General features: G+C 61.8%; 21 protein-coding genes. 7 read left to right on the top strand and 14 right to left on the bottom strand.

The genetic code is table 11. The annotated features are described in order from the left end of the window. The first annotated feature begins 15 nt into the window (after positions 1–15). Positions 16–282 (top strand): GIY-YIG nuclease family protein, encoded by a 267-nt coding sequence (locus tag IAE36_RS13760; protein WP_236403231.1) that lies wholly within the window; start codon positions 16–18, stop codon positions 280–282. Positions 283–295: 13 nt separating this feature from the next. Here IAE36_RS13760 and yejK read toward each other — a convergent pair whose 3' ends face one another. Further along, positions 296–1,303 (bottom strand): nucleoid-associated protein YejK, encoded by a 1,008-nt coding sequence (yejK, locus tag IAE36_RS13755; protein ID WP_028631510.1) that lies wholly within the window; start codon positions 1,301–1,303, stop codon positions 296–298. A 372-nt stretch (positions 1,304–1,675) separates the two neighbouring features. Between yejK and IAE36_RS13750 the strand changes: the two genes are divergently transcribed. Then, positions 1,676–1,957, top strand: a complete 282-nt coding sequence (locus IAE36_RS13750; RefSeq protein WP_028631509.1) for an HU family DNA-binding protein — start codon at positions 1,676–1,678, stop codon at positions 1,955–1,957. Between the two features lie 50 nt (positions 1,958–2,007). Here the strand turns inward: IAE36_RS13750 and rlmF are convergent, their stop codons facing one another. From rlmF to IAE36_RS13725, 5 genes are all read right to left on the bottom strand, one after another. Next, positions 2,008–2,958: a 23S rRNA (adenine(1618)-N(6))-methyltransferase RlmF gene (gene rlmF, locus IAE36_RS13745; RefSeq protein ID WP_201212961.1), complete on the bottom strand. Its 951-nt coding sequence runs from the start codon at positions 2,956–2,958 to the stop codon at positions 2,008–2,010. Between the two features lie 132 nt (positions 2,959–3,090). Continuing rightward, positions 3,091–5,937 carry a valine--tRNA ligase gene (locus IAE36_RS13740; protein ID WP_060482208.1) on the bottom strand — a complete coding sequence of 949 codons (2,847 nt, stop codon included), beginning with the start codon at positions 5,935–5,937 and terminating at the stop codon, positions 3,091–3,093. A 196-nt stretch (positions 5,938–6,133) separates the two neighbouring features. After that, positions 6,134–6,499 carry a hypothetical protein gene (locus IAE36_RS13735; RefSeq protein ID WP_028631506.1) on the bottom strand — a complete coding sequence of 122 codons (366 nt, stop codon included), beginning with the start codon at positions 6,497–6,499 and terminating at the stop codon, positions 6,134–6,136. A gap of 5 nt (positions 6,500–6,504) precedes the next feature. Next, the gene (locus IAE36_RS13730; RefSeq protein ID WP_201212960.1) at positions 6,505–6,933 is read right to left on the bottom strand and encodes a DNA polymerase III subunit chi; all 429 of its coding nucleotides are present in this window, start codon (positions 6,931–6,933) and stop codon (positions 6,505–6,507) included. A 48-nt stretch (positions 6,934–6,981) separates the two neighbouring features. After that, a complete protein-coding gene (locus tag IAE36_RS13725) occupies positions 6,982–8,475 on the bottom strand; it encodes a leucyl aminopeptidase (protein WP_060482205.1) in 1,494 nt (497 codons plus the stop codon). 300 nt (positions 8,476–8,775) lie between these two features. Between IAE36_RS13725 and lptF the strand changes: the two genes are divergently transcribed. Continuing rightward, complete coding sequence (gene lptF / locus IAE36_RS13720) at positions 8,776–9,891, top strand: LPS export ABC transporter permease LptF (protein WP_028631503.1); 1,116 nt, start codon at positions 8,776–8,778, stop codon at positions 9,889–9,891. After that, positions 9,884–10,945, top strand: coding sequence for an LPS export ABC transporter permease LptG (gene lptG, locus IAE36_RS13715; protein ID WP_028631502.1), 1,062 nt, complete (start codon positions 9,884–9,886; stop codon positions 10,943–10,945). The genes lptF and lptG overlap by 8 nt, the downstream gene beginning before the upstream one ends. Positions 10,946–11,028: 83 nt before the next feature. Here lptG and IAE36_RS13710 read toward each other — a convergent pair whose 3' ends face one another. The 5 genes from IAE36_RS13710 to gcvH all read right to left on the bottom strand — a co-directional run bounded on the left by IAE36_RS13710 (position 11,029) and on the right by gcvH (position 16,611). After that, a complete protein-coding gene (locus IAE36_RS13710) occupies positions 11,029–11,514 on the bottom strand; it encodes an RDD family protein (RefSeq protein WP_028631501.1) in 486 nt (161 codons plus the stop codon). 90 nt (positions 11,515–11,604) lie between these two features. Continuing rightward, positions 11,605–11,817, bottom strand: coding sequence for a cold-shock protein (locus IAE36_RS13705; protein WP_028631500.1), 213 nt, complete (start codon positions 11,815–11,817; stop codon positions 11,605–11,607). Positions 11,818–12,175: 358 nt separating this feature from the next. Further along, positions 12,176–13,297 (bottom strand): glycine cleavage system aminomethyltransferase GcvT, encoded by a 1,122-nt coding sequence (gene gcvT, locus IAE36_RS13700; RefSeq protein ID WP_442967457.1) that lies wholly within the window; start codon positions 13,295–13,297, stop codon positions 12,176–12,178. A gap of 64 nt (positions 13,298–13,361) precedes the next feature. Then, positions 13,362–16,217 carry an aminomethyl-transferring glycine dehydrogenase gene (gene gcvP, locus IAE36_RS13695; RefSeq protein WP_201212959.1) on the bottom strand — a complete coding sequence of 952 codons (2,856 nt, stop codon included), beginning with the start codon at positions 16,215–16,217 and terminating at the stop codon, positions 13,362–13,364. Between the two features lie 10 nt (positions 16,218–16,227). Next, positions 16,228–16,611, bottom strand: coding sequence for a glycine cleavage system protein GcvH (gene gcvH, locus IAE36_RS13690; RefSeq protein WP_028631497.1), 384 nt, complete (start codon positions 16,609–16,611; stop codon positions 16,228–16,230). Positions 16,612–17,123: 512 nt separating this feature from the next. On the opposite strand from gcvH, the gene IAE36_RS23920 reads away from it, so the two are divergent. The 3 genes from IAE36_RS23920 (at position 17,124) to IAE36_RS13675 (ending at position 20,851) form a co-directional block, all read left to right on the top strand. Beyond that, entirely contained in the window at positions 17,124–19,067 is a 1,944-nt protein-coding gene (locus IAE36_RS23920) for an S-type pyocin domain-containing protein (protein ID WP_201212958.1), read from the top strand. 3 nt (positions 19,068–19,070) lie between these two features. After that, positions 19,071–19,337, top strand: a complete 267-nt coding sequence (locus tag IAE36_RS13680) for a bacteriocin immunity protein (RefSeq protein ID WP_201163271.1) — start codon at positions 19,071–19,073, stop codon at positions 19,335–19,337. 422 nt (positions 19,338–19,759) lie between these two features. Beyond that, positions 19,760–20,851 (top strand): acyltransferase family protein, encoded by a 1,092-nt coding sequence (locus IAE36_RS13675; protein ID WP_201212957.1) that lies wholly within the window; start codon positions 19,760–19,762, stop codon positions 20,849–20,851. 112 nt (positions 20,852–20,963) lie between these two features. Here the strand turns inward: IAE36_RS13675 and gltS are convergent, their stop codons facing one another. The 3 genes from gltS to IAE36_RS13660 all read right to left on the bottom strand — a co-directional run bounded on the left by gltS (position 20,964) and on the right by IAE36_RS13660 (position 24,277). Beyond that, on the bottom strand, positions 20,964–22,163 hold the full coding sequence (gltS, locus tag IAE36_RS13670; RefSeq protein WP_028631494.1) for a sodium/glutamate symporter: 1,200 nt from the start codon (positions 22,161–22,163) through the stop codon (positions 20,964–20,966). A gap of 165 nt (positions 22,164–22,328) precedes the next feature. Then, complete coding sequence (locus IAE36_RS13665) at positions 22,329–23,837, bottom strand: sigma-54-dependent transcriptional regulator (protein WP_060483419.1); 1,509 nt, start codon at positions 23,835–23,837, stop codon at positions 22,329–22,331. 71 nt (positions 23,838–23,908) lie between these two features. Further along, complete coding sequence (locus IAE36_RS13660) at positions 23,909–24,277, bottom strand: DUF5064 family protein (protein WP_201212956.1); 369 nt, start codon at positions 24,275–24,277, stop codon at positions 23,909–23,911. Positions 24,278–24,363: the final 86 nt, after the last annotated feature.

Here is a 24,363-nt window from a genome sequence, read left to right as displayed (position 1 = left end):
GTGCCGGGTCAGGCAATGAAACCCTGGTATGTGTACCTGGTCAGGGCCGCAAACGGTTCGCTGTACTGCGGTATCAGCGACGACCCGCAGCGGCGCTTCGTGGCGCACCAGAACGGCAGGGGGGCGCGGTATTTCAAGACTAGCCCGGCCCAAGCGCTGGTGTATGTGGAGCAATGGCCGGACAAGGGCGAGGCCCTGCGGCAGGAGCGGCTGGTCAAACGGCTGCGCAAGTCGGCGAAGGAGGCCTTGGTGGCCTCCTATACCGCACCCGCCGCTGTGTAGGGTAGCCTGGGCCTTAGTCCTTGCGCCGCTTGAGCTGGTCGACCAGGGTAGTTGGCAGCCCTTTGATGATCAGCGTCCCTGCGGCTTCGTCATACTCCACCTTGTCACCCAGCAGATGGGCCTCGAAGCTGATCGACAACCCCTCGGCGCGCCCGGTGAAGCGGCGGAACTGGTTGAGGGTGCGTTTATCGGCAGGTATTTCCGGCGACAGGCCGTAGTCCTTGTTGCGGATATGGTCGTAGAACGCCTTGGGGCGCTCTTCGTCGATCAGGCTGGACAATTCTTCCAGGGTGACCGGTTCGCCCAGTTTGGTCTGGGTCGTGGCGTACTCCACCAGTGTCTGGGTTTTTTCCCGGGCGGACGCTTCAGGCAGGTCCTCGCTCTCCACGAAATCGCTGAAGGCCTTGAGCAGGGTGCGGGTTTCGCCCGGGCCGTCGACCCCTTCCTGGCAGCCGATGAAGTCACGGAAGTAGTCCGATACCTTCTTGCCGTTCTTGCCCTTGATAAACGAGATGTACTGCTTGGAGTTCTGGTTGTTCTTCCATTCCGACAGGTTGATGCGTGCTGCCAGGTGCAATTGGCCTAGGTCCAGGTGCCGTGATGGCGTGACGTCGAGTTCGGCGTTCACGGCCACGCCTTCGCTGTGGTGCAGCAGGGCGATGGCCAGGTACTCGGTCATGCCCTGCTGGTAGTGAGCGAACAGGATGTGCCCGCCCGTTGAGAGGTTGGACTCTTCCATCAGCTTTTGCAGGTGTTCGACGGCCATGCGGCTGAACGCGGTGAAATCCTTGTCTGCATCCAGGTACTGTTTAAGCCAGCCGCTCAGGGGGTAGGCCCCGGACTCGCCGTGGAAAAAGCCCCAGGCCTTGCCTTGTTTGGCGTTGTAGCTGTCATTGAGGTCGGCCAGCAGGTTTTCGATGGCGTCGGAGGCGGCCAGTTCAGTGTCGCGGGCGTGCAGCACGGCGGGGCTGCCATCGGGCTTTTTGTCGATCAGGTGAACGATGCAATGGCGGATTGGCATGGGATTCTCAACGGGCTGCAAAAGGCCTGAAGTTTACCTCAGACGCAGGGCGATGCAGTGGGCAGAAGTTGGCGCAAATGCCAGTTGCTCGTTTTTTAAGCAACTTTGTGGCTTTAAGGCGAAAAACCCCCGAAAAACCCGCATTAAATCGGGGTGCGCAGCGGATATTTGTTCATTCGTGTGATAGCTTTGCGCGGTCTTGCGCCCCTGCTGTGGCGCATTGCTGGCAGCGCACGCTCGCCACGTCGAACCAAACGCCGATTTGTGTATCTACATACCCAATTGGCGCGGCCCGCCAAGTTGACGGGGCTGGCCCGATAACGTCGTCGTTCGCTGCAAAACCATCGAATTTGATAGGGAAGGAACACCACCATGGCATTGACCAAAGACCAACTGATTGCCGATATCGCCGAATCGATCTCTGCACCGAAAGCCACCGCCAAGAACGCTCTGGAGCAACTGGGCCAGATCGTTGCCGACCAGCTGGAAAACGGCGCTGAAATCACACTGCCAGGCATCGGCAAGCTGAAAGTCTCCGAGCGTCCTGCCCGTACCGGCCGCAACCCTTCGACTGGCGCTGCCATCGAAATCGCTGCCAAGAAAGTCGTCAAGTTCGTGCCAGCCAAAGTGCTGACCGACGCTATCAACAAGTAATTCTTGTTGGTTTGACTAAACCGCGCCCGGCTTGCCCGGGCGCGGTTTTTTCATGCCTTGGATTCAGGTCGGGCGTACCAGGCCTGGCGCGCCGCTTGCGCATGGAAGCTCCAGGCCACCATGCGGCTCTGCTTTTGCCCCTGGCCCATTTCGCTGATGCGTACTGCCTTCGCCCCGGCTTTTTTCAGCGCGGCCTCGATGCCGGGCAGGTTGCTGGCCTTGGACACCAGGCTGGTGAACCACAGCACTTGCTGGGCGTATTGCACGCTTTCGCCAACCAGTTGGGTGACGAAGCGGATTTCACCCCCCTCGCACCACAGCTCGTTGTTCTGGCCACCAAAGTTCAGCACAGGCAACTTGCGTCTAGGGTCCTGCTTGCCGAGGTTCTTCCATTTGCGCTGGCTACCCCGGGTGGCTTCGTCGCGTGAGGCATGGAAGGGCGGGTTGCACAGTGTCAATTCCAGGCGCTCGTCCGCTTGCAGCAGCCCGGTGAGGATATGCGCAGCGTTTGCCTGCTGGCGCAGGGCTATGGCCTTGCTCAGGCCGTTGGCCTGCACGATGGCCTTGGCCGAGGCCAGCGCGACGGGGTCGATGTCCGAGCCCAGAAAGCGCCAGCGATAGTCGCTGTGGCCCAGCAACGGGTAGATACAGTTTGCCCCTACCCCCACATCCAGAACGCGTACCTGGGCCCCTCTGGGGATTTCGCCGCCATTGTCCTCCGCCAGCAGGTCGGCGGCCACGTGCAGGTAGTCGGCGCGGCCCGGGATAGGCGGGCACAGGTAGTCGGCGGGAATGTCCCAGTGCTGGATGCCGTACTGCGCCTTGAGCAGGGCGCGGTTGAACACCCGCACGGCTTCGGGGTTGGCGAAGTCGATGCTGGGTTTGCCGTAGGGGTTGGTGATGGTGAAGCGGGCCAGGTCGGGGTGTGCCTTGATCAGGCTGGGGAAGTCATAACGGCCCTGATGGCGGTTACGCGGGTGCAGGGTGGGCTTTTCAGTCATGGTTGGGTCCGGTGATACGGTGCCGGCCCATTCGCGGCCAAGGCCGCTTCCTCTGGGATGTTCATCCCCGTGGAAGCGGCCTTGGCCGCGAACGAGGGCATGGCCCCCGCCGGTCACATCCGCAATGTCAGGTTACAGCGCTGCAATCCGCGCGTGCTGCTCGGTAAAGTTGGCCAGCGCCTGTTCGGACTCGGCCAGCTTCGCACGCTCTTTCTCGATCACCGCAGGCGGTGCCTTGTCGACGAAGGCAGCGTTGGACAGCTTGCCACCCACGCGCGCCACTTCGCCTTGCAGGCGCTGAATTTCCTTGTTCAGGCGTGCCAGCTCGGCATCCTTGTCGATCAACCCGGCCATGGGTACCAGTACCTGCAGGTCGCCCACCAGGGCAGTGGCCGACAAAGGTGCTTCGTCAGCATCACCCAGCACGGTGAACGACTCGACCTTGGCCAGCTTCTTCAGCAGCGCTTCGTTTTCCTGCAGGCGGCGCTGGTCGTCGGCGTTGGCGTTCTTCAGGAACAGCGGCAGCGGCTTGCCTGGGCCGATGTTCATTTCGGCGCGGATGTTACGCAGGCCTACCATCAGTTCCTTGAGCCATTCGATATCGCCTTCGGCCGCGGCATCGATGCGGGCTTCAACGGCTACCGGCCATGGCTGCAGCATGATGGTCTTGCCTTCGATGCCGGCCAGCGGCGCAATGCGCTGCCAGATTTCTTCGGTAATGAACGGCATGAACGGGTGCGCCAGGCGCAGTGCCACTTCCAGTACGCGCACCAGCGTGCGACGGGTACCACGGGCGCGCTCGACCGGGGCGTTCTCGTCCCACAGCACAGGCTTGGACAGCTCCAGGTACCAGTCGCAGTACTGGTTCCAGATGAACTCGTACAGCGCCTGGCTGGCCAGGTCGAAGCGGAATTGCTCCAGCTGGCGGGTCACCTCGGCTTCGGTGCGCTGCAACTGCGAGATAATCCAGCGGTCAGCCAGCGACAGCTCGTAGGCTTCGCCGTTCTGGCCACAGTCTTCACCCTTGTCCAGCACGTAGCGGGCGGCGTTCCAGATCTTGTTGCAGAAGTTGCGGTAGCCTTCGACGCGGCCCATGTCGAACTTGATGTCACGGCCTGTGGAGGCCAGCGAGCAGAAGGTGAAACGCAGGGCGTCGGTGCCGTAGCTGGCGATACCTTCGGGGAACTCGGCCTTGGTCTGCTTGGCGATCTTCTCGGCCAGCTTGGGCTGCATCATGCCGCTGGTGCGTTTTTCCAGCAGGGCGTCGAGGGTGATACCGTCGACGATGTCCAGAGGGTCCAGCACGTTACCCTTGGACTTGGACATCTTCTGGCCCTGGCCATCACGCACCAGGCCATGCACATACACGGTCTTGAACGGTACCTGCGGGGTGCCGTCCTCGTTCTTCACCAGGTGCATGGTCAGCATGATCATGCGCGCCACCCAGAAGAAGATGATGTCGAACCCGGTGACCAGCACATCGGTGGAATGGAATTTCTTGAGGAATTCGGTTTGCTCCGGCCAGCCCAGGGTGGAGAAAGTCCACAGGCCCGAACTGAACCAAGTGTCGAGCACGTCGTCGTCCTGGCGCAGGTTCACCTCGGCGCCCAGGTTGTGCTTGGCGCGGACTTCCTGCTCGTTGCGGCCTACATACACCTGGCCGGCTTCGTCATACCAGGCCGGGATCCGGTGGCCCCACCACAGCTGGCGGCTGATGCACCAGTCCTGGATGTCGCGCATCCAGGAGAAATACATGTTCTCGTATTGCTTGGGCACGAACTGAATGCGGCCGTCTTCCACGGCGGCGATCGCAGGTTCTGCCAGCGGCTTGGTAGAGACATACCACTGGTCGGTCAGCCACGGCTCGATGACGGTGCCCGAGCGGTCACCCTTGGGCACTTTCAGCGCGTGGTCATCGATGCTGACCAGCAGGCCCTGGGCATCCAGGTCGGCGACGATCTGCTTGCGAGCGACGAAGCGGTCCAGGCCGGCGTACTGGGCTGGCAGGCCGGTATCGACCTGCTCGTTGACGCTGCCGTCGAGGTTGAACGCCTGCGCGGCACCCAGCACCATGGCGTTCTTGTCGAAGATGTTCAGCAGCGGCAGGTTGTGGCGCTTGCCCACTTCGTAGTCGTTGAAATCGTGAGCCGGGGTGATCTTCACGCAGCCAGTGCCGAACGCCGGGTCGCAGTAGTCATCGGCGATGATCGGAATGCGGCGGCCGACCAGGGGCAGTTCGACGAATTTACCGATCAGCGCCTGGTAGCGTTCGTCAGCCGGGTTCACCGCAACGGCCGCATCGCCCAGCAGGGTTTCCGGGCGGGTGGTTGCGACCACCAGGTAGCCCAGGCCTTCGGCCGTGGTGGCGCCGTCTGCCAGCGGATAACGCAGGTTCCACAGGTGGCCCTTCTCGTCGTGGTTTTCCACTTCAAGGTCGGAGATGGCCGTGTGCAGCTTGGTGTCCCAGTTCACCAGGCGCTTGCCGCGGTAGATCAGGCCGTCTTCGTGCAAGCGCACGAAGGCTTCCTTGACAGCGTCGGACAGGCCGTCGTCCATGGTGAAGCGCTCGCGGCTCCAGTCCACCGACGAACCCAGGCGGCGGATCTGCCGGCTGATGTTGCCACCGGACTGGTCCTTCCACTCCCAGACCTTTTCCAGGAACTGTTCGCGGCCCAGGTCATGACGGTTCTGGCCTTTCGCTTCGAGCTGGCGCTCGACCAGCATCTGCGTGGCGATACCGGCGTGGTCGGTGCCAGGTTGCCACAGGGTGTCGCGGCCCTGCATGCGACGGAAACGGATCAGGGCGTCCATGATCGCGTTGTTGAAGCCGTGGCCCATGTGCAGGCTGCCGGTCACGTTCGGCGGCGGAATCATGATGGTGTAGGACTCGCCTGCACCTTGTGGGGCGAAATAGTTCTCGGCCTCCCAGGTGTTGTACCAGGAAGTTTCGATGGCGTGCGGCTGGTAGGTCTTATCCATGCGCGGCGGGACCCTGTGCATTAATTCGGGAAAGCCGAGAAGTATAACCAAGCTGGGGGCCGCAGGCGACAGGCTGGTGCTATCTGGCGGGGCAGGGGCAGCCTGCGCGGGTAAACCTGCGCCCACCGGCGCGCAACACCTTGATGCCCTGTAGGAGCGGGTTCACCCGCGAAGCAGGCGCCGCCGAATACTGGAGTTACTCCGAACGCTTGATCAACCGCTCGATGCGCGCGTCCAGCCGGCGCTTGATCTCGTTCTCGATGTGCGGGGTGAAGTCGTTGATCACATCTTGCATGATCATCTGTGCGGCAGCGCGCAGTTCGCTTTCCAGGTGCAACAGGGTGTCCTGGCGGCGCGCTTGCGGGTTGTCATCGGCTGCGGCGGGTTGCCCGTCAACCGCGGGGGCAGCGTTGCCGGCCGGCTCGTCGAGGTGCAACGGCATCTGCTCCACAGTGTCGGTGAGCAGCGGTGGCTGCAGGTCGGCATCACCGAGCAGCTGGCGGATCGACTCGAGGTCATCGAGCAAATGGTTGGAATCTGGCAGGGGGGAGTGCTTGTCCATCGTCGTCAAAATCGCTGTAAGCGGTGGTCTTGCAGAGCATAGCCCTGTTCACGGTAGAAACGGAATCGCTCACGGGCTGATTGGCGGATGCCGGGCTGTTCCACGACGATTTCCGCCACCCGCTCGAACTGCCCGACGAAGCTTGGCACCGCCGCACCCAGGTTGATCAGCAGGTCGCGGTGCGCGCCTGCGTCTTCGCCCAGCCCCAGTGCCACGCTGGCATCGGGTTGGGCCTCGGCCATGTCGTGGGGCACGAAGGCTTCACCCCTGAACGCCCACAGCCGTTGGTCCAGTGCCATGCGCTGGGCCTCATCCTGGCAGTGCAGGTACACACGGTGGCCCAGGCGCCAGGCCTTGTCGCACAGCTTGCAGGCGAAATCCAGGCGCGCCGACAGGGCGTCGGTGGGCAGGATATAGAAATCGACTTTGCTCATGGGAATATCGCCGGCCGGTGGCGCACCACGCGCCACCGGCTGAGGGCGTCAGGCGCCGGCGCGGTCCAGCAGGTACTGGGTGAGCAGGGGGACCGGGCGGCCAGTGGCGCCCTTGTCCTTGCCGCCGCTGACCCAGGCGGTGCCCGCGATGTCCATGTGCGCCCACTGGTAGGCCTTGGCAAAGCGCGACAGGAAGCAGCCAGCCGTGATGGTGCCGGCCTTGGGCCCACCGATGTTGCCCATGTCGGCGAACGGGCTGTCCAGCTGCTCCTGGTACTCGTCGAACAGCGGCAATTGCCAGGCGCGGTCGTCGGCACGCTTGCCGGCGTCGAGCAACTGGCCCACCAGCGCGTCGTCATTGCCCATCAGGCCAGTGGTGTGGCTGCCCAGGGCAACGATGCAGGCGCCGGTGAGGGTGGCGATGTCGATCACGGCCTGGGGCTTGAAGCGCTCGGCGTAGGTCAGGGTGTCGCACAGCACCAGGCGGCCTTCGGCATCGGTGTTGAGGATTTCAACCGTCTGCCCGCTCATGGTGGTGACGATGTCGCCCGGGCGGGTTGCGCCGCCGCTGGGCATGTTCTCGGCGCAGGCCAGCAGGCACACCAGGTTGATCGGCAGTTGCAGTTCCAGCACGGCGCGCAGCGTCCCCAGCACACTGGCCGCGCCGCACATGTCGTATTTCATTTCGTCCATGCCGGCACCTGGCTTGAGGCTGATGCCGCCGGTGTCGAAGGTGATGCCCTTGCCCACCAGCACGAACGGCTTCTCGGCCTTCTTGCCGCCCTGGTAGTTCAGCACGATCAGGCGTGGCGGCTGGTCGCTGCCCTGGCCCACGGCATAGAACGCACCCATGCCCAGGTCCTTGATTTTCTTCTCGTCCAGCACTTCGACCTTCAGGCCCTTGTGGGCTTTGCCCAGGTCCTTGGCCTGTTCGGCCAGGAAGCTTGGGTGGCACAGGTTTGGCGGCAGGTTGCCCAGGTCGCGGGTGAAGGCCATGCCGGTGGCGATGGCGCTGGCGTGTTGCACGGCACGCTCGACCTCGGCCTGGCCTGCCTTGTCGGCCAGCAGGGTGACTTTTTTCAGGGCGCGGGGCTCGGCTTTCTGGCTTTTGAAACGATCGAATACGTATTCGCCGTCCAGCAGGGTTTCGGCCAGCAGGCGGTATTTGCCGTAGTGGGCGTCGCGGTTGCTGACTGCGATATCATCCAGGGCCAGCACGGCATCGGCGCCATTCAGGCCCTTGAGTACGCCGGCAACGCTTGCCACCAGCTTGCGCCAGGCGCGGTCGCCCAGGGCTTCATCCTTGCCGCAGCCAACCAGCAGCACACGTTCGGCCTTGAGGCCCGGCACATTGTGCAGCAGCAGGGTCTGGCCAGGCTTGCCGAGCAGGTCGCCACGCTTGAGCACGGCGCTGATGGCGCCTTCGCAGGCCTGGTCTACGCCCTTGGCCACGGCGCCCAGCGTACGTTTTTCACCAACTGCGATCACCAGCGTTGCAGTTTTTACGGATGCAGCGGCTACGCTTTTTACAACCAGTTCCATGTCAGGGTCCCCGAATGATCGATACGTGTGGCGCCGTGTGTGCCGGCGCTCTGGACGGGGCTGGCCGCGCCATGGCGCGCCAGCGGAAAAGCTGCCAGTTTGAGCCTGCGGCAAGCGTGCTGACAACCCCGTTGTGCGGCTTGATGCGCACCAAGTGACAGGGGCGATCAATCACAGGATAATGCGCGCACTTTATATGAAGGTTCGCCTGTGGCGAACCCGCATTGGCCTTGGATGTACTAAGTCATCGTCTGGTGCCATTCAATGGCAGTCCGTGCTGACAGCCCAGGAGTGTCTGGTTTGATCGTCTTTCGTTATCTGTCCCGCGAGGTCCTGGTGACCTTGAGCGCCGTCAGCGCAGTGCTGCTGGTGATCATCATGAGCGGCCGCTTCATCAAGTACCTGGCCCAGGCTGCCCAGGGCGTGCTCGACCCGGGCGTGCTGTTCCTGATCATGGGCTTCCGCCTGCCAGGGTTCCTGCAACTCATCCTGCCGCTGGGGCTGTTCCTGGGTATCCTGCTTGCCTATGGCCGGCTGTACCTGGAAAGCGAAATGACCGTGCTGTCGGCCACGGGCATGAGCCAGCAGCGTCTGCTGGGCATGACCATGGCGCCTGCCGCGCTGGTGGCACTGCTGGTTGCCTGGCTGAGCCTGAGCCTGGCACCGCTGGGCGTTGCCCAGGTGCAGAAGATCATCAGCCAGCAGGACGCCCTGACCGAGTTCGACACCTTGGTGCCGGGCCGCTTCCAGACCCTGCGCGACGGTTCCCGGGTGACCTACACCGAACAGCTGTCGGATGACCGGGTGAACCTGGCCGGGGTGTTCATTTCGGAAAAACGCTTCAACCAGGACAAGACCAAGGACCGCGCCCCCTCGGTGCTGGTGGCCGAGCGTGGTCACCAGGAAATCCAGGCCGACGGCAACCGCTACCTGGTGCTGGAAAACGGCTACCGCTACGACGGCAACCCGGGCCAGGCCGATTACCGCGCCATCAAGTACGACACCTACGGTGTGCTGCTGCCCAAGCCGGAGGTGAGCGAAGAGGTCACCGAGCGCGAAGCCATACCCACCACCGAGCTGTTTGGCTCGACGGACCTGCGCGAGCGCGCCGAGCTGCAGTGGCGGCTGTCGCTGCCCATCCTGGTCTTCATCGTGACCCTGCTGGCGGTGCCGCTGTCCCGCGCCAACCCTCGACAGGGGCGCTTCCTCAAGCTGCTGCCGGCAATTCTTCTGTACATGGCTTACCTGACAATGCTGATTTCCGTTCGCGGTGCCCTCGAGAAAGGCAAGCTGCCTATTGGCCTGGGCATGTGGTGGGTCCACGGCCTGTTCCTGCTGATCGGGCTGGGGATCATGTACTGGGAGCCCCTGCGCCTCAAGCGTGCTGCCCGCCGTGCGGAGGTGACCCGTGGCTAAGCTCGACCGCTACATCGGCCAGAGCGTGCTCATGGCCATTCTGGCCGTACTGGGGATCATCCTCGGTTTGGCGTCCCTGTTTGCCTTCATCGACGAGATGGGCGACCTGAGCGATACCTACACGGTGATGGATGCAGGCAAGTATGTGCTGCTTACCGCCCCGCGCCGGGTGTACGACATGCTGCCGATGGCGGCGCTCATCGGCTGCCTGATTGGCCTGGGTACCCTGGCCAGCAGCAGCGAGCTGACCATCATGCGTGCGGCGGGTGTTTCCATCGGCCGCATCGTCTGGGCGGTGATGAAGCCCATGCTGGTACTGATGCTAGTCGGCCTGCTGATTGGCGAATACGTGGCGCCGGTCACCGAGAATACGGCCCAGGCCGATCGCTCACTGGCGCAAGGTGGCGGTGAAGCACAGAGCTCCAAGCGTGGCATGTGGCACCGCCAGGGCGAGGAGTTCGTGCACATCAACTCGGTGCAGCCGAACAACCTGCTGCTGGGGGTGACACGCTACCGTTTCGACGACCAGCGCAAGATCATCAGTTCCAGCTTCGCGCGCCGGGCCCGTTATGAAAACGAGCAGTGGGTACTCAGCGATGTGCGTACCACGTTCTTCCGCGGCGACCATACCGAGGTAGTGCAGGCCCCTGAAGAGAAGTGGGATGTGTCGGTTACGCCGCAGTTGCTCAATACCGTGGTCGTGGCACCGGAGTCGCTGTCGATCACCGGCCTGTGGGACTACATCCACTACCTGTCCGACCAGGGCCTGAACAACGCGCGCTATTGGCTGGCGTTCTGGACCAAGGTGCTGCAACCGGCTGTGACCGCAGCGCTGGTACTGATGGCCATTTCCTTTATCTTTGGGCCACTGCGGTCGGTCACCTTGGGCCAACGCGTGTTTACCGGCGTGTTGGTGGGCTTCGTGTTCCGCATTGCCCAGGACCTGCTGGGGCCATCCAGCCAGGTGTTCGGCTTCCCGCCCTTGTTGGCCGTGGTGTTGCCGGCCGGCATCTGTGCCTTGGCCGGGTTGTGGTTACTGCGTAGAGCAGGCTGATACCCCCGGCGACCTGCGGTCCCCTTGTGGGGGCGACCGCAGGTCGCGATGGGCTGCCCAGGAGCCCCAAGCCCCTGACACCACTAGCGCCGCTTCGGCACCCGCACCAACTGGCTCTCGGAATAGATGTCGTGCCAGCCCCGTTTGCGCGTGTCCACCAGCGCCCAGAAGAACCCCAACCCCAGGCATAGCCACGAGGCTATCGACACCACGAAGCGCAGCAGCGCCTGCCACAGGCTGATGGCTGTACCATCCGGGTTCTGTACCCGTATCCCCCACACCTGCATGCCCAGTGTCTGCCCGCCGTGGGTCCAGAACTTGGCAAAGAAACCAAACAGCACGAACACCAGCACGGTGGACAGTAACGGGTCGCCATCCAGTGCACCGGCCTCGGTCAGCGTGCGCATGCGTGCTTCGCCGATGATCGCCATCTGGATCATCTTGTAGGCGCCGGCAGTGACGATCAGCAGTGCCGTGCACAGCAAAAAATCATAGAACATTGCAGCCAGGCGTCGGCCCAGGCCAACCGGCGGAAAATCACCCTGAGGTAACAGCAGAGGCTTGGACATGCAGGACAGCTCCAGAAAACGGAGCCCTATTCTACGGGCAAAAAAAAGCCCCTGCACTTGGCAGGGGCTTTTCTATGGGTCTGGTGCGGATTAACCGAGCACCTGGACCTTGTCTGCCTGCAGGCCTTTTTGGCCCTGGACAGCTTCGAAGGAGACTTTCTGGCCTTCCTTCAGGCTCTTGAAGCCGTTGCCTTCGATGGCGCGGAAGTGCACGAACAGATCAGCACCGCTTTCTGGGGTGATGAAACCGTAACCTTTTTCGTCATTGAACCACTTGACGGTACCGTTCTGACGCTCAGCCATTGTCTTATTTCCTATGACGCTTAAATTTTGATGACAGTTTCTTTCACGTTATGAGTACGCGAAAAATTACCGGGCTGGGTTGCAGGAAAGTAAGAGACGTCGAACGGGTTGTAGCAGAATGCGGCTACTGGCCCAGGTCACGAACTGTTGCGACCCATGCAAACACAGTGAGGTGACTCTACGCCAACTCCCGAACGAAAAACAAGCCCTGCGCAGGGGCTAAAATTGGCGCCTTGCCCGTTACCGACCAATGTGTCGGAAACGGCATGGTGGCTGGCCTGGCGCCCTGTTCAAAAAGTTATTAGGCAGGTTCGAAAACGTCTATACAACGGGGTTTTGTCACCTGCCCCAATGCCCATCAACCGCGGTAGTAACGTGGCGTCACAAAAGGCATTTTGCTCACCTTCAGGGCCACTTTCTTACCGCGCACAACTGCAAACAGCGACGTATCAACTGCCGCCTGTTCACTGTCGATATAACCCATTGCCACGGGCGCACCGAGTGTCGGCCCGAAACCGCCGCTGCACACTTTGCCGACTGGGTTGTCATGGGCATCCACGATATCGGCGCCCTCACGTACGGGGGTGCGTTCCTGCGGTAATAGCCCCACGCGCTTGCGTGCGACGCCCTCGCGCTGCTGCCTGAACAGGGCCTCAGCGCCTGGGAAGCCCCCGGTACGGGCACCGTCCGCTCGGCGCGGCTTGGACACGGCCCACAGCAGGCTGGCTTCAACCGGCGTGGTTTCGGGGTTCATGTCGTGGCCATACAGGCACAGGCCGGCCTCTAGCCGCAGGGAGTCACGTGCCCCCAGGCCGATCGGCTGTACCTCGGGTTCGGCCAGCAGCCTGCGCGCCAAGGCCTCGGCTGCACTGGCCGGCACCGAGATCTCGTAGCCGTCCTCCCCGGTGTAGCCGGAGCGGCTGACCCAGCAGTCTTCGCCCAGCAACCGCACCGCATGCAGTTGCATGAACGTCATCCCGGCCACTTCGGGTGCCAGGCGCTGCAGCACCTGCGCCGCAGCGGGGCCTTGCAGGGCCAGCAGGGCACGCTGCTCGAACAGGGGTTGCACGCTGCAGCGTGCGCCAATGTGTGCTTGCAGGTGGGCCAGGTCCTGGTCTTTGCACGCAGCGTTGACCACCAGCAGCAAGGTATCATTGCCCAGGTTGGCCACCATCAGGTCGTCGAGAATGCCGCCCTGTTCGTTGGTGAACATGGCATAACGCTGCAGGCCGACCGGCAGGTCGAGGATATCGACCGGTACCAGGGTTTCCAGGGCACGGGCGGCATCGCTGCCTTGCAGCAGAATCTGCCCCATGTGTGAAACATCGAACAGGCCGGCCTGCTCGCGGGTGTGCAAGTGCTCCTTGAGCACACCCAGTGGGTACTGGACGGGCATGTCGTACCCGGCAAACGGCACCATGCGCGCACCCAGTTCAAGGTGCAGGGCATGCAGCGGGGTCTTGAGCAGTGCTTGGGACATCAGTGACTCCTTGCGACTCGGGTAGGGCTGGCTGACCTGGCAACGGCCAGGCCAGGCAACGGCTTCATGCATCCTGGTAGCTTTCGATCGGTGGGCATGCGCACACCAGGTTGCGGTCGCCATACACGTTGTCGACGCGGCTTACCGGTGGCCAGTACTTGCCCTCGATCAGGCTCGGCAGCGGGTAAACCGCCTGTTCGCGGGAGTAACCATGGGCCCACTCACCCACCAGCTCTGCGGCAGTGTGCGGTGCGTTTTTCAGCGGGTTGTCATCCTTGTCCAGGGTGCCGTTCTCGACGGCGCGGATTTCTTCGCGGATCTGGATCATGGCGTTGCAGAAACGGTCGAGTTCTTCCCGGGACTCGCTTTCGGTCGGCTCGATCATCAGCGTGCCAGCCACCGGGAAGGACATGGTCGGGGCGTGGAAGCCGAAGTCGATCAGCCGCTTGGCTACATCGTCCACGCTGATGCCGCTGCTGTCCTTGAGCGGGCGCAGGTCGAGGATGCATTCGTGGGCGACCAGGCCATTGCTGCCGGTGTACAGCACCGGGTAGTGCTCTTCCAGGCGGCGGGCGATGTAGTTGGCATTGAGGATCGCCATCTGCGAGGCGCGCTTGAGGCCTGCGCCCCCCATCATGCGGATGTACATCCAGGTGATGGGCAGGATGCTGGCACTGCCGAACGGTGCCGCACACACGGCCCCTGTTGAGTTGGCCAGCGCAGCATGGCCCGGCAGGAACGGCGCCAGGTGCGACTTGACGCCAATCGGGCCGACACCCGGGCCGCCCCCGCCATGGGGTATGCAGAACGTTTTGTGCAGGTTGAGGTGGGACACGTCGCCGCCGAACTTGCCCGGTGCGCACAGGCCGACCATGGCGTTCATGTTGGCGCCGTCGATATACACCTGGCCACCGTTGCTGTGGATGATCGAGCAGATCTCGCCGATCGCCTCTTCGAACACGCCATGGGTGGAAGGGTAGGTGATCATCAGTGCGGCGAGGCGGTCGCGGTGCTCCAGCGCTTTGGCCCGCAGGTCGGCCACATCGACATTGCCACGGGCGTCACAGGCGGTGACCACCACCTGCATGCCAGCCATGTGGGCCGTGGCCGGGTTGGTACCGTGCGCCGACGACGGGATCAGGCAGATATCGCGATGCCCTTCGTTGCGGCTGCGGTGGTAGGCGCGAATCGCCAGCAGGCCGGCATACTCGCCCTGTGAGCCGGCATTGGGCTGCAGCGACACGGCATCGTAGCCGGTGGCAGCGCACAGCATCGCTTCCAGCTCGTTGGTCATCTGCAGGTAACCCTGGCTTTGCTCGGCCGGGGCGAAGGGGTGCAGGTTACCGAATTCGGCCCAGGTTACGGGGATCATTTCGCTGGCAGCGTTGAGTTTCATGGTGCATGAACCCAGAGGAATCATGCTGCGGTCCAGCGCCAGGTCCTTGTCGGCCAGCCGGCGCAGGTAGCGCATCAGTTCGGTTTCGCTGTGGTAGCGGTTGAACACCGGGTGTTCCAGGTAGGCCGAACTGCGCAGCAGCGCCTCTGGCAGCAGCGTCGTGCTGGTGGCGGCCAGTGCGTCGAAGTCAGGCTGAGGCTGGGCGCCGCCCAACAGTTGCCACAGGCTTTGCACATCGGCCTGGGTGCTGGTTTCGTCCAGCGAAATGCCCACATGCCCGGCATCCACCTGGCGCAGGTTGATGCCCTGGGCGCGAGCCGTTTCGTGCAGGCTGGCAGTATTGCCGCCGGTAGCCAGGGTGAGGGTGTCGAACGCGCTGCTGCCCACCGGCTGGATACCCAGCGCACGCAGGCCTGCTGCCAACACCGAGGTCAGCCCATGAATGCGCTCGGCGATGCGCTTGAGGCCCTGGGGGCCATGGTACACGGCAAACATACTGGCGATGTTGGCCAGCAGTACTTGCGCCGTGCAGATGTTGCTGGTGGCTTTCTCGCGGCGAATATGCTGCTCGCGGGTCTGCATCGCCAGGCGCAGGGCCGTTTTGCCGAAGCGGTCGATGGACACGCCCACCAGCCGGCCCGGCATGTCGCGCTTGAACGCGTCACGGGTGGCAAAGTAGGCCGCGTGTGGCCCGCCGAAGCCCAGCGGCACCCCGAACCGTTGGGCGCTGCCGATGGCCACGTCGGCCTCGAATTCGCCAGGCGGCGTCAGCAGGGTGAGTGCCAGCAGGTCGGCTGATACGGCCACCAGCGCGTTGGCATCATGGAACCGCTGCACCACTTCGCGGTAGTCCAGCACTTCGCCGGTGCTGGCCGGGTATTGCAGCAGCGCGCCGAAATACGCACTGACATCGCCCAGCTCACGTTCATCCCCCACCTCGATGCTGATACCCAGGGGTTCTGCACGGGTGCGCAGTACATCGAGGGTTTGCGGGTGGCAGTGGACCGATGCGAAGAAGCTGTGGCTGGCCTTGTTCTTCGACAGGCGCTTGCAGAAGGTCATGGCTTCGGCGGCTGCGGTGGCCTCGTCCAGCAAGGACGCGTTGGCAATCGGCAGGCCGGTCAGGTCGCAGACCAGCGTCTGGAAGTTGAGCAGTGCCTCCAGGCGCCCTTGGGAAATTTCTGGCTGGTAAGGCGTGTAGGCCGTATACCAGGCCGGGTTCTCCAGCAGGTTGCGCAGAATGGGCGCAGGGGTGTGGGTGTTGTAGTAACCCTGGCCAATATAGCTTTTGAACAGCTGGTTCTTGCTGGCGATGGCTTTGAGTGCTGCCAGCGCATCCGCTTCGCTCTGGCCCTGGTGCTCACCCAGCACGCTGGTGCCTTTGATGGACGCAGGGATGACGGCGTCTGTCATGGCTTGCAGCGAGTCGAAACCCAGGGTGGCGAGCATGGCCTGCTCGTCTTCGGCGCGCGGGCCGATATGGCGGGCGATGAATTCGTTGGCAGTGCCGAGGTTGATGGTCATGGCGGTTTCCTCAGGCGTCGTCGTTGGCGTTGAGCAGGCGGTCATAGGCCTGCTGGTCGAGCAAGGCGGTGACCTCGCTCATGTCGGCTGGCTTGAAGCGGAAGAACCAGCCATCACCCATGGGCGCTTCGTTGACCCGCTCAGGGCTGTCGTTGAGGGCGTCATTGACGGCGACCACCTCGCCGGCCAAGGGCATGTACACCCCGCTGGCCGCTTTCACCGATTCCACGGTGGACGCTTCGGCACCCTTTTCATAGTGCTGAAGCTCGGGCAGTTGCACGTAGACCACATCGCCGAGGGCATTCTGAGCATAGGCCGTAATGCCCACAGTCACAGTGCCATCGGCTTCGACGCGCAGCCATTCGTGATCTTCGGTGAAACGCAACTCGCTCATGGGGGCTCCTCGTGAACCGGGACAGTGGCGCGATTGGGCTCGCGCTCTAGGTAGAAGATTGCTAGCAATAATGTGGCCAACTGATGAAAGCCCCTTTAAACCAGCGGGTTGAGCGGGTCATGAGGCTATTGGTGGGGGTGGTGTGTAGCGAATTCATTACGATTGGCTTCGACCTAAAAAGCCTTTTCCCTTCAGTCCGTTGGGAGGGTGCGCCTTATGAGGGTCGTTTCGTTTTCGTTACGTCGTTACGAATTCGATACGGCTTGGTCCTTGTTTTTATTGTGCGTTGACTCTTCCTTTGATTCTTCATGTTAGGAATCGACTTAGAGGTAAGTCGGAAATTTCCTATATTCGGCTTCTGAAATATTTGTCGAGCGGGTATGGGATAACCTTCGTTCACAGTTATTAGTTGGGTTTCCTTAGGTAATTGTGCACGCTGGGAATTTATATTTGCATTGGTCAGGTTAATGAGGAGGGAAAGCACTATTCAATAATTGAAAAGGAGTCATGGCGTGTCTCGTAAAAAAAGACAGGTAACCCTGCCGCCGACGTTTGTCGGGGCGCAACCCAGTCGGCCAGGGGCCTCTAGTTCTTCAGGTAACTTACCTAATCAAACGGGTCCTATTTTGGATGGGTTCACTGCCACCGCTGGCAATGCATTCAGGATCGCAGATGAAGTTGCCAGACGTTTTTATTCGGAACAATTATCCCACCTGCCCAGTTCGCTTGAACAGGAAGTCAATGCCCTTGCCGCAGCGTCACTGCCCCCCGCGGCAACCGTTGTCGAAAGGTTAAATAATGCAATACAGGCGCGATCAAAATTATTGGCCTCGAAACATGCCGATCGCGCGTACCGCACCGAACTGGCCAACCGTTTTTACGATTCCAGCCCTTTGGGCAAGCACCCATCGACGTACGCTCATGCTGCATTAAAAAATATCGCGTCGGGCCGGATCAAGTCATCGGACCTGCAGCAGGCGTTGAACGATGCTTACCTCGCCGCTTATACGGTACAGCTGCGCGATGCAGAAATTCAGCAGCTCGAAGGGCAGCTTGCAGCGCTGCGGCAAGAGGTTGCGAATGCCGTTGCCCAGGCTGCCATCCAGGCCGAGGCAGAACGGTTAGCCGAGGCCCAGGCTCGCGCCCACGCCGAAGCTCAAGCCCGTGCCGAGGCTGAGGCGCAGGCGCGGGCCCATGAGGAGGCTCAGCGCCGGGCCCATGAGGAAGCCCTGAAGGCGGCGCACGCTGCGGCGCTGGCTCGGGCCCAGGCTGAGGCCGAGGCGCGGCAGGCTGCGGCAGCCAAGGCGGCTGCCGAAAAGGCCTTGGCAGAGCAGGCTGTTCGGCAGGCCAATACCTACCTTGTGCCACCTGCAGGGCCAGTGTCCGAGCCCAAGGTGGTCATGTCGTCCGGTGCGCCGCCCGCAGTGGTCGCTGGCGCAGCGCTGGGGAGTGCCATCAGGGCTGCTGTCAGCTCATTGAGTGTGGCGCCGGTGGAGGCGCTGGTCGCGCCGTTTCTGGTTGGCCTCGCCGCCCTGCTGTACGCGCCCAAAGTGGGTAATGCCGAACGACGGCGCCCAGCGAAGCCCTTGGGGAACTATCTACTCACCCTGCCGCTGGGCGAGCTTTCGATTGAGCTTGATGCTGCGGCCCAGGCTGAGGCGGTCGAGCGAGGGGCGCTAGACCTTCCATTTCGCATGGGCGAGAGGCAGGACATTAATGGCCCTGCAGAGTTTTTCGCAGCGCGTACCGACGGCTCAGCCCTTCCTTCGGCGGTGCCGGTACTGCTCGCCCAGTATGACGCGCAGACCGGCAGCTACACCGTCATTACGGACGACATATCCTCCAGGACAGTGGTCTGGACGCCTGCGGTAGAGTCGTCGGGCAGCTCCACAGTATTACCACCTACCTCGCCCAGCGATAACAAACTGGTAGGCCCGACACTGGAGCCGCTTGACGGCCGGCTGGATATTTACCCGGACCTGCCTGACGTCGGGTTCGATGACTACGTCATCATTTTCCCGATCGACTCCGGGCTGGCTCCGCTTTATGTGATGTTCAAGAGCCGCCGGAACCTTCCGGGGGTCGTGACGGGGAAAGGTAAGCTTATCGATGGTACGCTTCTTGTCGAAGGCGCTCGGGAGGGCATACCCATACCTGCTCAGATTGCCAGTAAGTTGCGAGGAAAAAAATTTAGTAGCTGGGGCGCTTTTCGTCGAAGGTTTTGGCAAATGATTGGAAGAAGCCCACTGTTTGAAGGGCAATTTGATACTGCTGATCTTTTGGCGATGCGACGTGGGCGAGCCCCCGTCGCTTTCGCCAGCGAGCGAGTCGGTCATCGGAATAAGTGGGAGCTACATCATATCGTAAGTATTTCTGATGGGGGAGGTGTTTATGATTTCGATAACCTTGTTTTAATGGGTCCACATCATCACATCCAGAGGCATAAAGGTAAATAAATTATGCAGGAAAAAATATCTGACTATACCGAACAGGAATTTTTTAGACTTGTTTATGGTATCTATCATGCAGATCCGGTGTTGTATCCCTCTGACCGTGCTCACTCAAGCGGGATTATCAAATTCGAGAAGCTTTCGGAACACCCTAAAGGATGTGATGTGATTTTCAAACCTAGCAAGGTGGGTATCAAAGATTCACCTCAAGCTATTGTTGATGAAGTCAAACGCTGGCGCCAAGAACAAGGCCTGCCGGGCTTCAAAGACGCCTGACCTCCCTATAGCCCCCCGCCCGTATCCGGCCGAGGGGCTACTTCACGGGATAGCGTCATAAGCCCGCTTGGCTCACTGAAAAAACGGCAACCCCAAGCACAGCTTGATCACCATCAGATTGATCAGGTCACTGAGGAACGCCTCACGAATGGAATAATTGGGGCAGCCATCGCGGTCAGTCATTCGTCATCCATTTCCCAAAGATCAAGGCCTGCCTCGGTTTTCGTTGCAGATAGAAAACGCAAAACCTATTCTCGCCCCGCGTGCGAATGCCGTTGTCTGGGAGATTGCCTCGGCTGCTCCTGCGGTCCTAACCGTATTCAGCACCTCATCATTGAAATGCAACGATGTCAGATATTTTCCAGGGCCTTTAAGCCATTTGAAGTAAACGTGAGGGCCGTGATGGCCAAGCGAGCGAGGCAGTGAACGTGGCTCTACCCAACCGTGAAAACAGGCTCTACACGCTAGACGTGCTACGTGGCGTAGCTGCTTTGTGCGTCGTATTCTGGCATTGGCAGCATTTTTTCTACGACGGCGGCGCGCCTGTCAATTTCGATCCTGCCCAGCAGCCGTTCTTCAAGCCCTTTACGCTGCTGTACCAGCACGGGGGCCTGGCAGTTCAGTTGTTCTTCACGCTTTCCGGCTTTGTTTTCTATTGGCTTTTCGCTAACGAGGTGGCCAGCCGCTCCCTTCCTGCTGCGCGCTTCGCCTGGGATCGTTTGACTCGGTTGTATCCTTTGCACCTGGTGACCTTCCTGGCAGTGGCTGGGTTACAAAGTGCCTATTCGAACAGCCATGAGGGCTATTTCGTCTACCCCTTCAATGATGCCTACCACGCCGTACTCAATCTGTTGATGATGCCTGCATGGGGGTTGGAAAAAGGTTGGTCGTTCAATGCGCCGATCTGGTCCGTATCGGTAGAAATGTTGTTGTATGCCGTATTCTTTCTGGTCTGCCTGAGCCGCCGCTGGAGATGGCCGCTGACCGTGTTAGCACTGGCATTGGGAAGCTATCTTTACCCGCAGGTGTACAAGCTCGGCAGCGGCGTGCTCTGCTTTTTCATCGGCGGTGTGACTTATGGGTTGCTGCAACAGATCAGGCGCTGGGCAGGCGATACCGGCGCCGTGTGGGTTACGGTACCGTTGTGCATCGTTGCGTGGGCGTGGTTGATCCATGGGGCCGATGCATTGAACGGTAACCTGCTTCTGTATGTGTGCTATCCGCTATTGGTGGCAGCGCTGGCGGGGTTGGGCTTTCGCTGGCAAGGGGTCGGACGGCGTTGGGGCTGGCTGGGGGATATCAGCTACGCGTCCTACCTCATTCACTTTCCACTGCAAATCATCTTTGCCCTAGCGCTCGATGCCTTTGCTTTTCCGCGGGCGGTGTTCTACCAGGAATGGGTGATGCTGCTGTTTTTTGCCATCCTCATTCCATTGAGCCTGGTAAGCCACCGCTGGCTTGAACGCCCTGTTCAGCGCTATCTGCGTCAACGTCGCCCGGCCGCGCTCGGCTGAGGAAGAGCGTCATAAGTTTTCCGGGCACCTGACCTCACCTAAAGCCCCTCGTCCGTACCCGGTCGAGGGGCTAATTCAAGGTATAACCCGCAGCGTCATAAGCCAGCTTGGCTCACTGAAAAAACGGCAACGCCAGGTACAGCTTGATCACGACCACATTGATCAGGTCAATGAAGAACGCCCCTACCATCGGCACCACCAGAAATGCCACATGGGACGGCCCGAAACGCTGGGTCACCGCTTGCATGTTGGCGATTGCAGTTGGCGTAGCGCCCAGGCCGAAGCCGCAGTGCCCGGCAGCGAGTACGGCGGCATCGTAGTTGCGCCCCATCACGCGGAAGGTCACGAAGATGGCAAACAGCGCCATCACCAAGGTCTGCGCGGCTAGCAGGACGAAGAAGGGCAGGGCAAGGGCTGACAGGTCCCACAGCTTCAACGACATCAGGGCAATGGCCAGGAACAGCGACAGGCTGACATTGCCCAGCACCGATACTTCCCGCTCGAACACCTGATAGAAACCAAAGGCCGAGAGCCCGTTGCGCAGCACCACGCCCACAAACAACACGCACACGAAGTTCGGCAGCTCGAAGGGGGTGCCTTTCAGCAGCCCGTTCAGTACTGTACCTGCCAGTAGGCTCACGGCAATCAGGGCCAGGGTTTCAATGAAGGAAAAGGACGTGATGAGGCGTTCTTTTTCAGGTTGCTCGAAACCCGTGGGCAGTTGGGGGGCATCGCCCGCAAGGCCGGGTGGGGTAACCCGCTTGATCAGCAGGCGGGCAACCGGGCCGCCGATCAGGCCACCGAGTACCAGGCCGAAGGTAGCAGAGGCCATGGCCAGTTCCGACGCTGACGCCAGGCCGTAGGTTTCTGAGAACGTCGCGCCCCAGGCGGCACCGGTGCCGTGGCCACCCGACAGCGTGATGGAGCCGGCCAGCAAGCCCATCAGCGGGTCCAGGCCCAATGCCGTCGCCAGGCTGATGCCCAGCGCATTCTGCACCACCAGCAGGCTGGTGACCGCGAGCAGGAACACACCTACCGCCCTGCCGCCTTTTTTCAGGCTGGCGAAGTCGGCGCTCAGGCCGATGGTGGCGAAGAAGGCCAGCATCAGTGGGGTTTGCAGGGAGGTGTCAAACTGCACGTGCAGGTCGAAGCTGCGCAGCGCCAGCAGCGCGATGGCCACCACCAGGCCACCGGCCACCGGCTCGGGAATGTTGTAGGCGCGCAAAAAACCAATGCGCGCGACCAGGCCGCGCCCCAGCAGCAACACCAGGGAGGCAGCCACCAGCGTGCCGTAAAAATCGAGTTCTAACATCAGGTACTCTCGTTATATCCAGTAGCGAACCACAGACCGCTCTTGGGCGGTTTAGCGGGGTGACAGGCAGGATTGCACTGCTGTCATTCTACGAGGCACACGTCAGAGCGTATCTGGCGAACTCCTAGGAAAAGTCTGAACAATTAAGGGAAATTGCCGACAAAATCAGCCTTTCCCTGGAATACCGTACTTTTTCAAACGCTGGGCGATGGCGGTGTGGGAGGTTTGCAGGCGGGCCGCCAGTTGACGGGTTGAGGGGTAGCTGGCGTACAGGCGTTGCAGCAGCTCGCGCTCGAAATCGCCTACCGCCTGCGCCAGGCTGGCCACGTCGCCGTCGTGGCCACGGGCGACCGAGGTGCCGGCGATATCCAGGTCGCCGATATCCACCAGGTTGCTCTCGCAGATGGCCGCAGCACGGAATATCACGTTCTGCAGTTGGCGCACATTCCCCGGCCATGGGTTGGCCAGCAGTGCTGAATGGGTTTCCGGGGTGAGCCGGCAGGCCGGGCGCTGGATTTGCGTGCAGGCTTGCTGCATGAAGAAGTGCGCCAGCATCATGATGTCCTGCCCCCGGTCGCGCAGCGGCGGCACCTGCAGGTTGAGCACGTTCAGGCGGTAGAACAGGTCTTCGCGGAACGTGCCCTCGGCCACCATTTGCTCGAGGTCGCGATGGGTGGCGCTGATGATGCGCACATTCACCTTCACTTCCCGGTCCCCACCCACCCTGCGGAAGCTGCCATCGCTGAGAAAACGCAGCAGCTTGGCCTGCAGGTAGGGCGACATTTCGCCGATTTCATCGAGGAACACCGTGCCCTGGTTGGCCAGCTCCATCAGCCCCGGCTTACCGCCGCGCTGTGCGCCGGTAAAGGCACCTGGGGCGTAGCCGAACAGTTCGCTCTCCGCCAGGCTCTCGGGCAGCGCGGCGCAGTTCAGGGCCAGGAACGGGGCGCTGCTGCGGCTGCTGATGGCATGGCAGGCGCGCGCCACCAGCTCCTTGCCGGTGCCGGTTTCGCCATGCACCAGCAGCGGTGCGTCCAGCGCCGCCACCCGCAGGGCCCGCGCCTTGAGGGTGCGAATGGCAGGCGATTCGCCCAGCAGTGCATCGAACCCTTCGGCGTGGTCGTGGCGCAGGGCCGACAGGCGCTCGCCCATGCGTGTTGGCGGGTATAGGGTCAGCAGGCCGCCGGTGTGGGTGATCGGCATGGCATCGAGCAGCAGGCTCTGGCCGTTGAGCTGCATCTCGCGCATGGGCAGGTGGAAGTTGCTTTCCAGCAGGGTGGGCAGCAAGGCCGGGTCGCCGAACAGCTCGCCCACCGACCGCCCGGTGGATTCGCGGCCGCACAGGGCGATCAAGGCGGGGTTGGCCAGCAGCACCTTGCCCGCCCGGTCCACAGCCAGCACGGGGTCGCTCATGGCCGTGAGCAGGGCATCGAGCTGCAGGTGGCGCCGTTGGCCCGGCAGGATGTCGACCACCTCTACGGCCTGTACGCCTGCGACGTCGAACAAGGCATCGTGCAGCTCTTCGAGTACCGCCGGGCTCAGGGTGGGGGCGTCGATGTAGACGTTTGGCGGCACCATCTCCACCGCATCCAGGTTGAGGTGGCGGGCACCGAGCAGGGCCAGGACTTCCTGGGTGATGCCGACACGGTCGATGAAGCTGACGTGGATACGCATTGGGGCAATCGGATATGGCCGGGGAGGGCGCTAGTATGCCTCAACATCGCCGCGCCCGTGACGGCCCCGGCCTACCCCAGGTGTTCGGGCTTGATCGGGTCGCCAGACTTCACATCCAGTTTTGCGCGGATGTCTTCGAACATCCAGTCGTAGATGCGGTGGGGCGAGGCCAGGCTTTCGAATTTCTTCGGCGCAGCCAGGTAGGCCTGGGCCCTGCGCGTCAGTTGCATGAGAAAGCTGGGCAGTACCTGGTCCTTGGCCAGGAAGAAGGCCTCATCCACCGGCTTGCCCTCGATACTGCCGTGCATGCGGAACTGGATGCCTCGGCCCTCAGTGGGGTCGGTAGACGCCTCGTAGTCCACTTTCAGGTCATAACTGTGGTCGTTCTTGTTGAGCGCTGTGCGCTCGATGTGTACGTGACCGGGCTCGTACTTGGCCATGGGGGTCTCCTACGCAAAGGTTATGGCGGGCGCGGCGCGCCCCCCGCCTGGAATGAACGGGAGGGGGAACCCGGGGTTGGGGGTGG

The sequence above is a fragment of the Pseudomonas sp. S36 genome, assembly GCF_016647875.1.
Classification (GTDB): Bacteria; Pseudomonadota; Gammaproteobacteria; order Pseudomonadales; family Pseudomonadaceae; genus Aquipseudomonas; species Aquipseudomonas parafulva.
Note: the sequence above shows the minus strand (reverse complement) of the source record. Positions and strands in the feature narration are given on the sequence as shown.

Coding starts and splice junctions, on each gene's coding strand:
- IAE36_RS13660 (WP_201212956.1), bottom strand. CDS start 24,277: ATGGCCAAGTACGAGCCCGGTCACGTACACATCGAGCGCACAGCGCTC.
- gcvP (WP_201212959.1), bottom strand. CDS start 16,217: ATGACCATCAACCTCGGCACTGCCAACGAATTCATCGCCCGCCATATC.
- gcvT (WP_442967457.1), bottom strand. CDS start 13,297: ATGTCCCAAGCACTGCTCAAGACCCCGCTGCATGCCCTGCACCTTGAA.
- IAE36_RS13730 (WP_201212960.1), bottom strand. CDS start 6,933: ATGAGCAAAGTCGATTTCTATATCCTGCCCACCGACGCCCTGTCGGCG.
- IAE36_RS13705 (WP_028631500.1), bottom strand. CDS start 11,817: ATGGCTGAGCGTCAGAACGGTACCGTCAAGTGGTTCAATGACGAAAAA.
- IAE36_RS13750 (WP_028631509.1), top strand. CDS start 1,676: ATGGCATTGACCAAAGACCAACTGATTGCCGATATCGCCGAATCGATC.
- IAE36_RS13710 (WP_028631501.1), bottom strand. CDS start 11,514: ATGTCCAAGCCTCTGCTGTTACCTCAGGGTGATTTTCCGCCGGTTGGC.
- IAE36_RS13740 (WP_060482208.1), bottom strand. CDS start 5,937: ATGGATAAGACCTACCAGCCGCACGCCATCGAAACTTCCTGGTACAAC.
- IAE36_RS13725 (WP_060482205.1), bottom strand. CDS start 8,475: ATGGAACTGGTTGTAAAAAGCGTAGCCGCTGCATCCGTAAAAACTGCA.
- IAE36_RS13735 (WP_028631506.1), bottom strand. CDS start 6,499: ATGGACAAGCACTCCCCCCTGCCAGATTCCAACCATTTGCTCGATGAC.
- IAE36_RS13680 (WP_201163271.1), top strand. CDS start 19,071: ATGCAGGAAAAAATATCTGACTATACCGAACAGGAATTTTTTAGACTT.
- gcvH (WP_028631497.1), bottom strand. CDS start 16,611: ATGAGCGAGTTGCGTTTCACCGAAGATCACGAATGGCTGCGCGTCGAA.
- IAE36_RS13665 (WP_060483419.1), bottom strand. CDS start 23,837: ATGCGTATCCACGTCAGCTTCATCGACCGTGTCGGCATCACCCAGGAA.
- gltS (WP_028631494.1), bottom strand. CDS start 22,163: ATGTTAGAACTCGATTTTTACGGCACGCTGGTGGCTGCCTCCCTGGTG.
- IAE36_RS13760 (WP_236403231.1), top strand. CDS start 16: ATGAAACCCTGGTATGTGTACCTGGTCAGGGCCGCAAACGGTTCGCTG.
- rlmF (WP_201212961.1), bottom strand. CDS start 2,958: ATGACTGAAAAGCCCACCCTGCACCCGCGTAACCGCCATCAGGGCCGT.
- yejK (WP_028631510.1), bottom strand. CDS start 1,303: ATGCCAATCCGCCATTGCATCGTTCACCTGATCGACAAAAAGCCCGAT.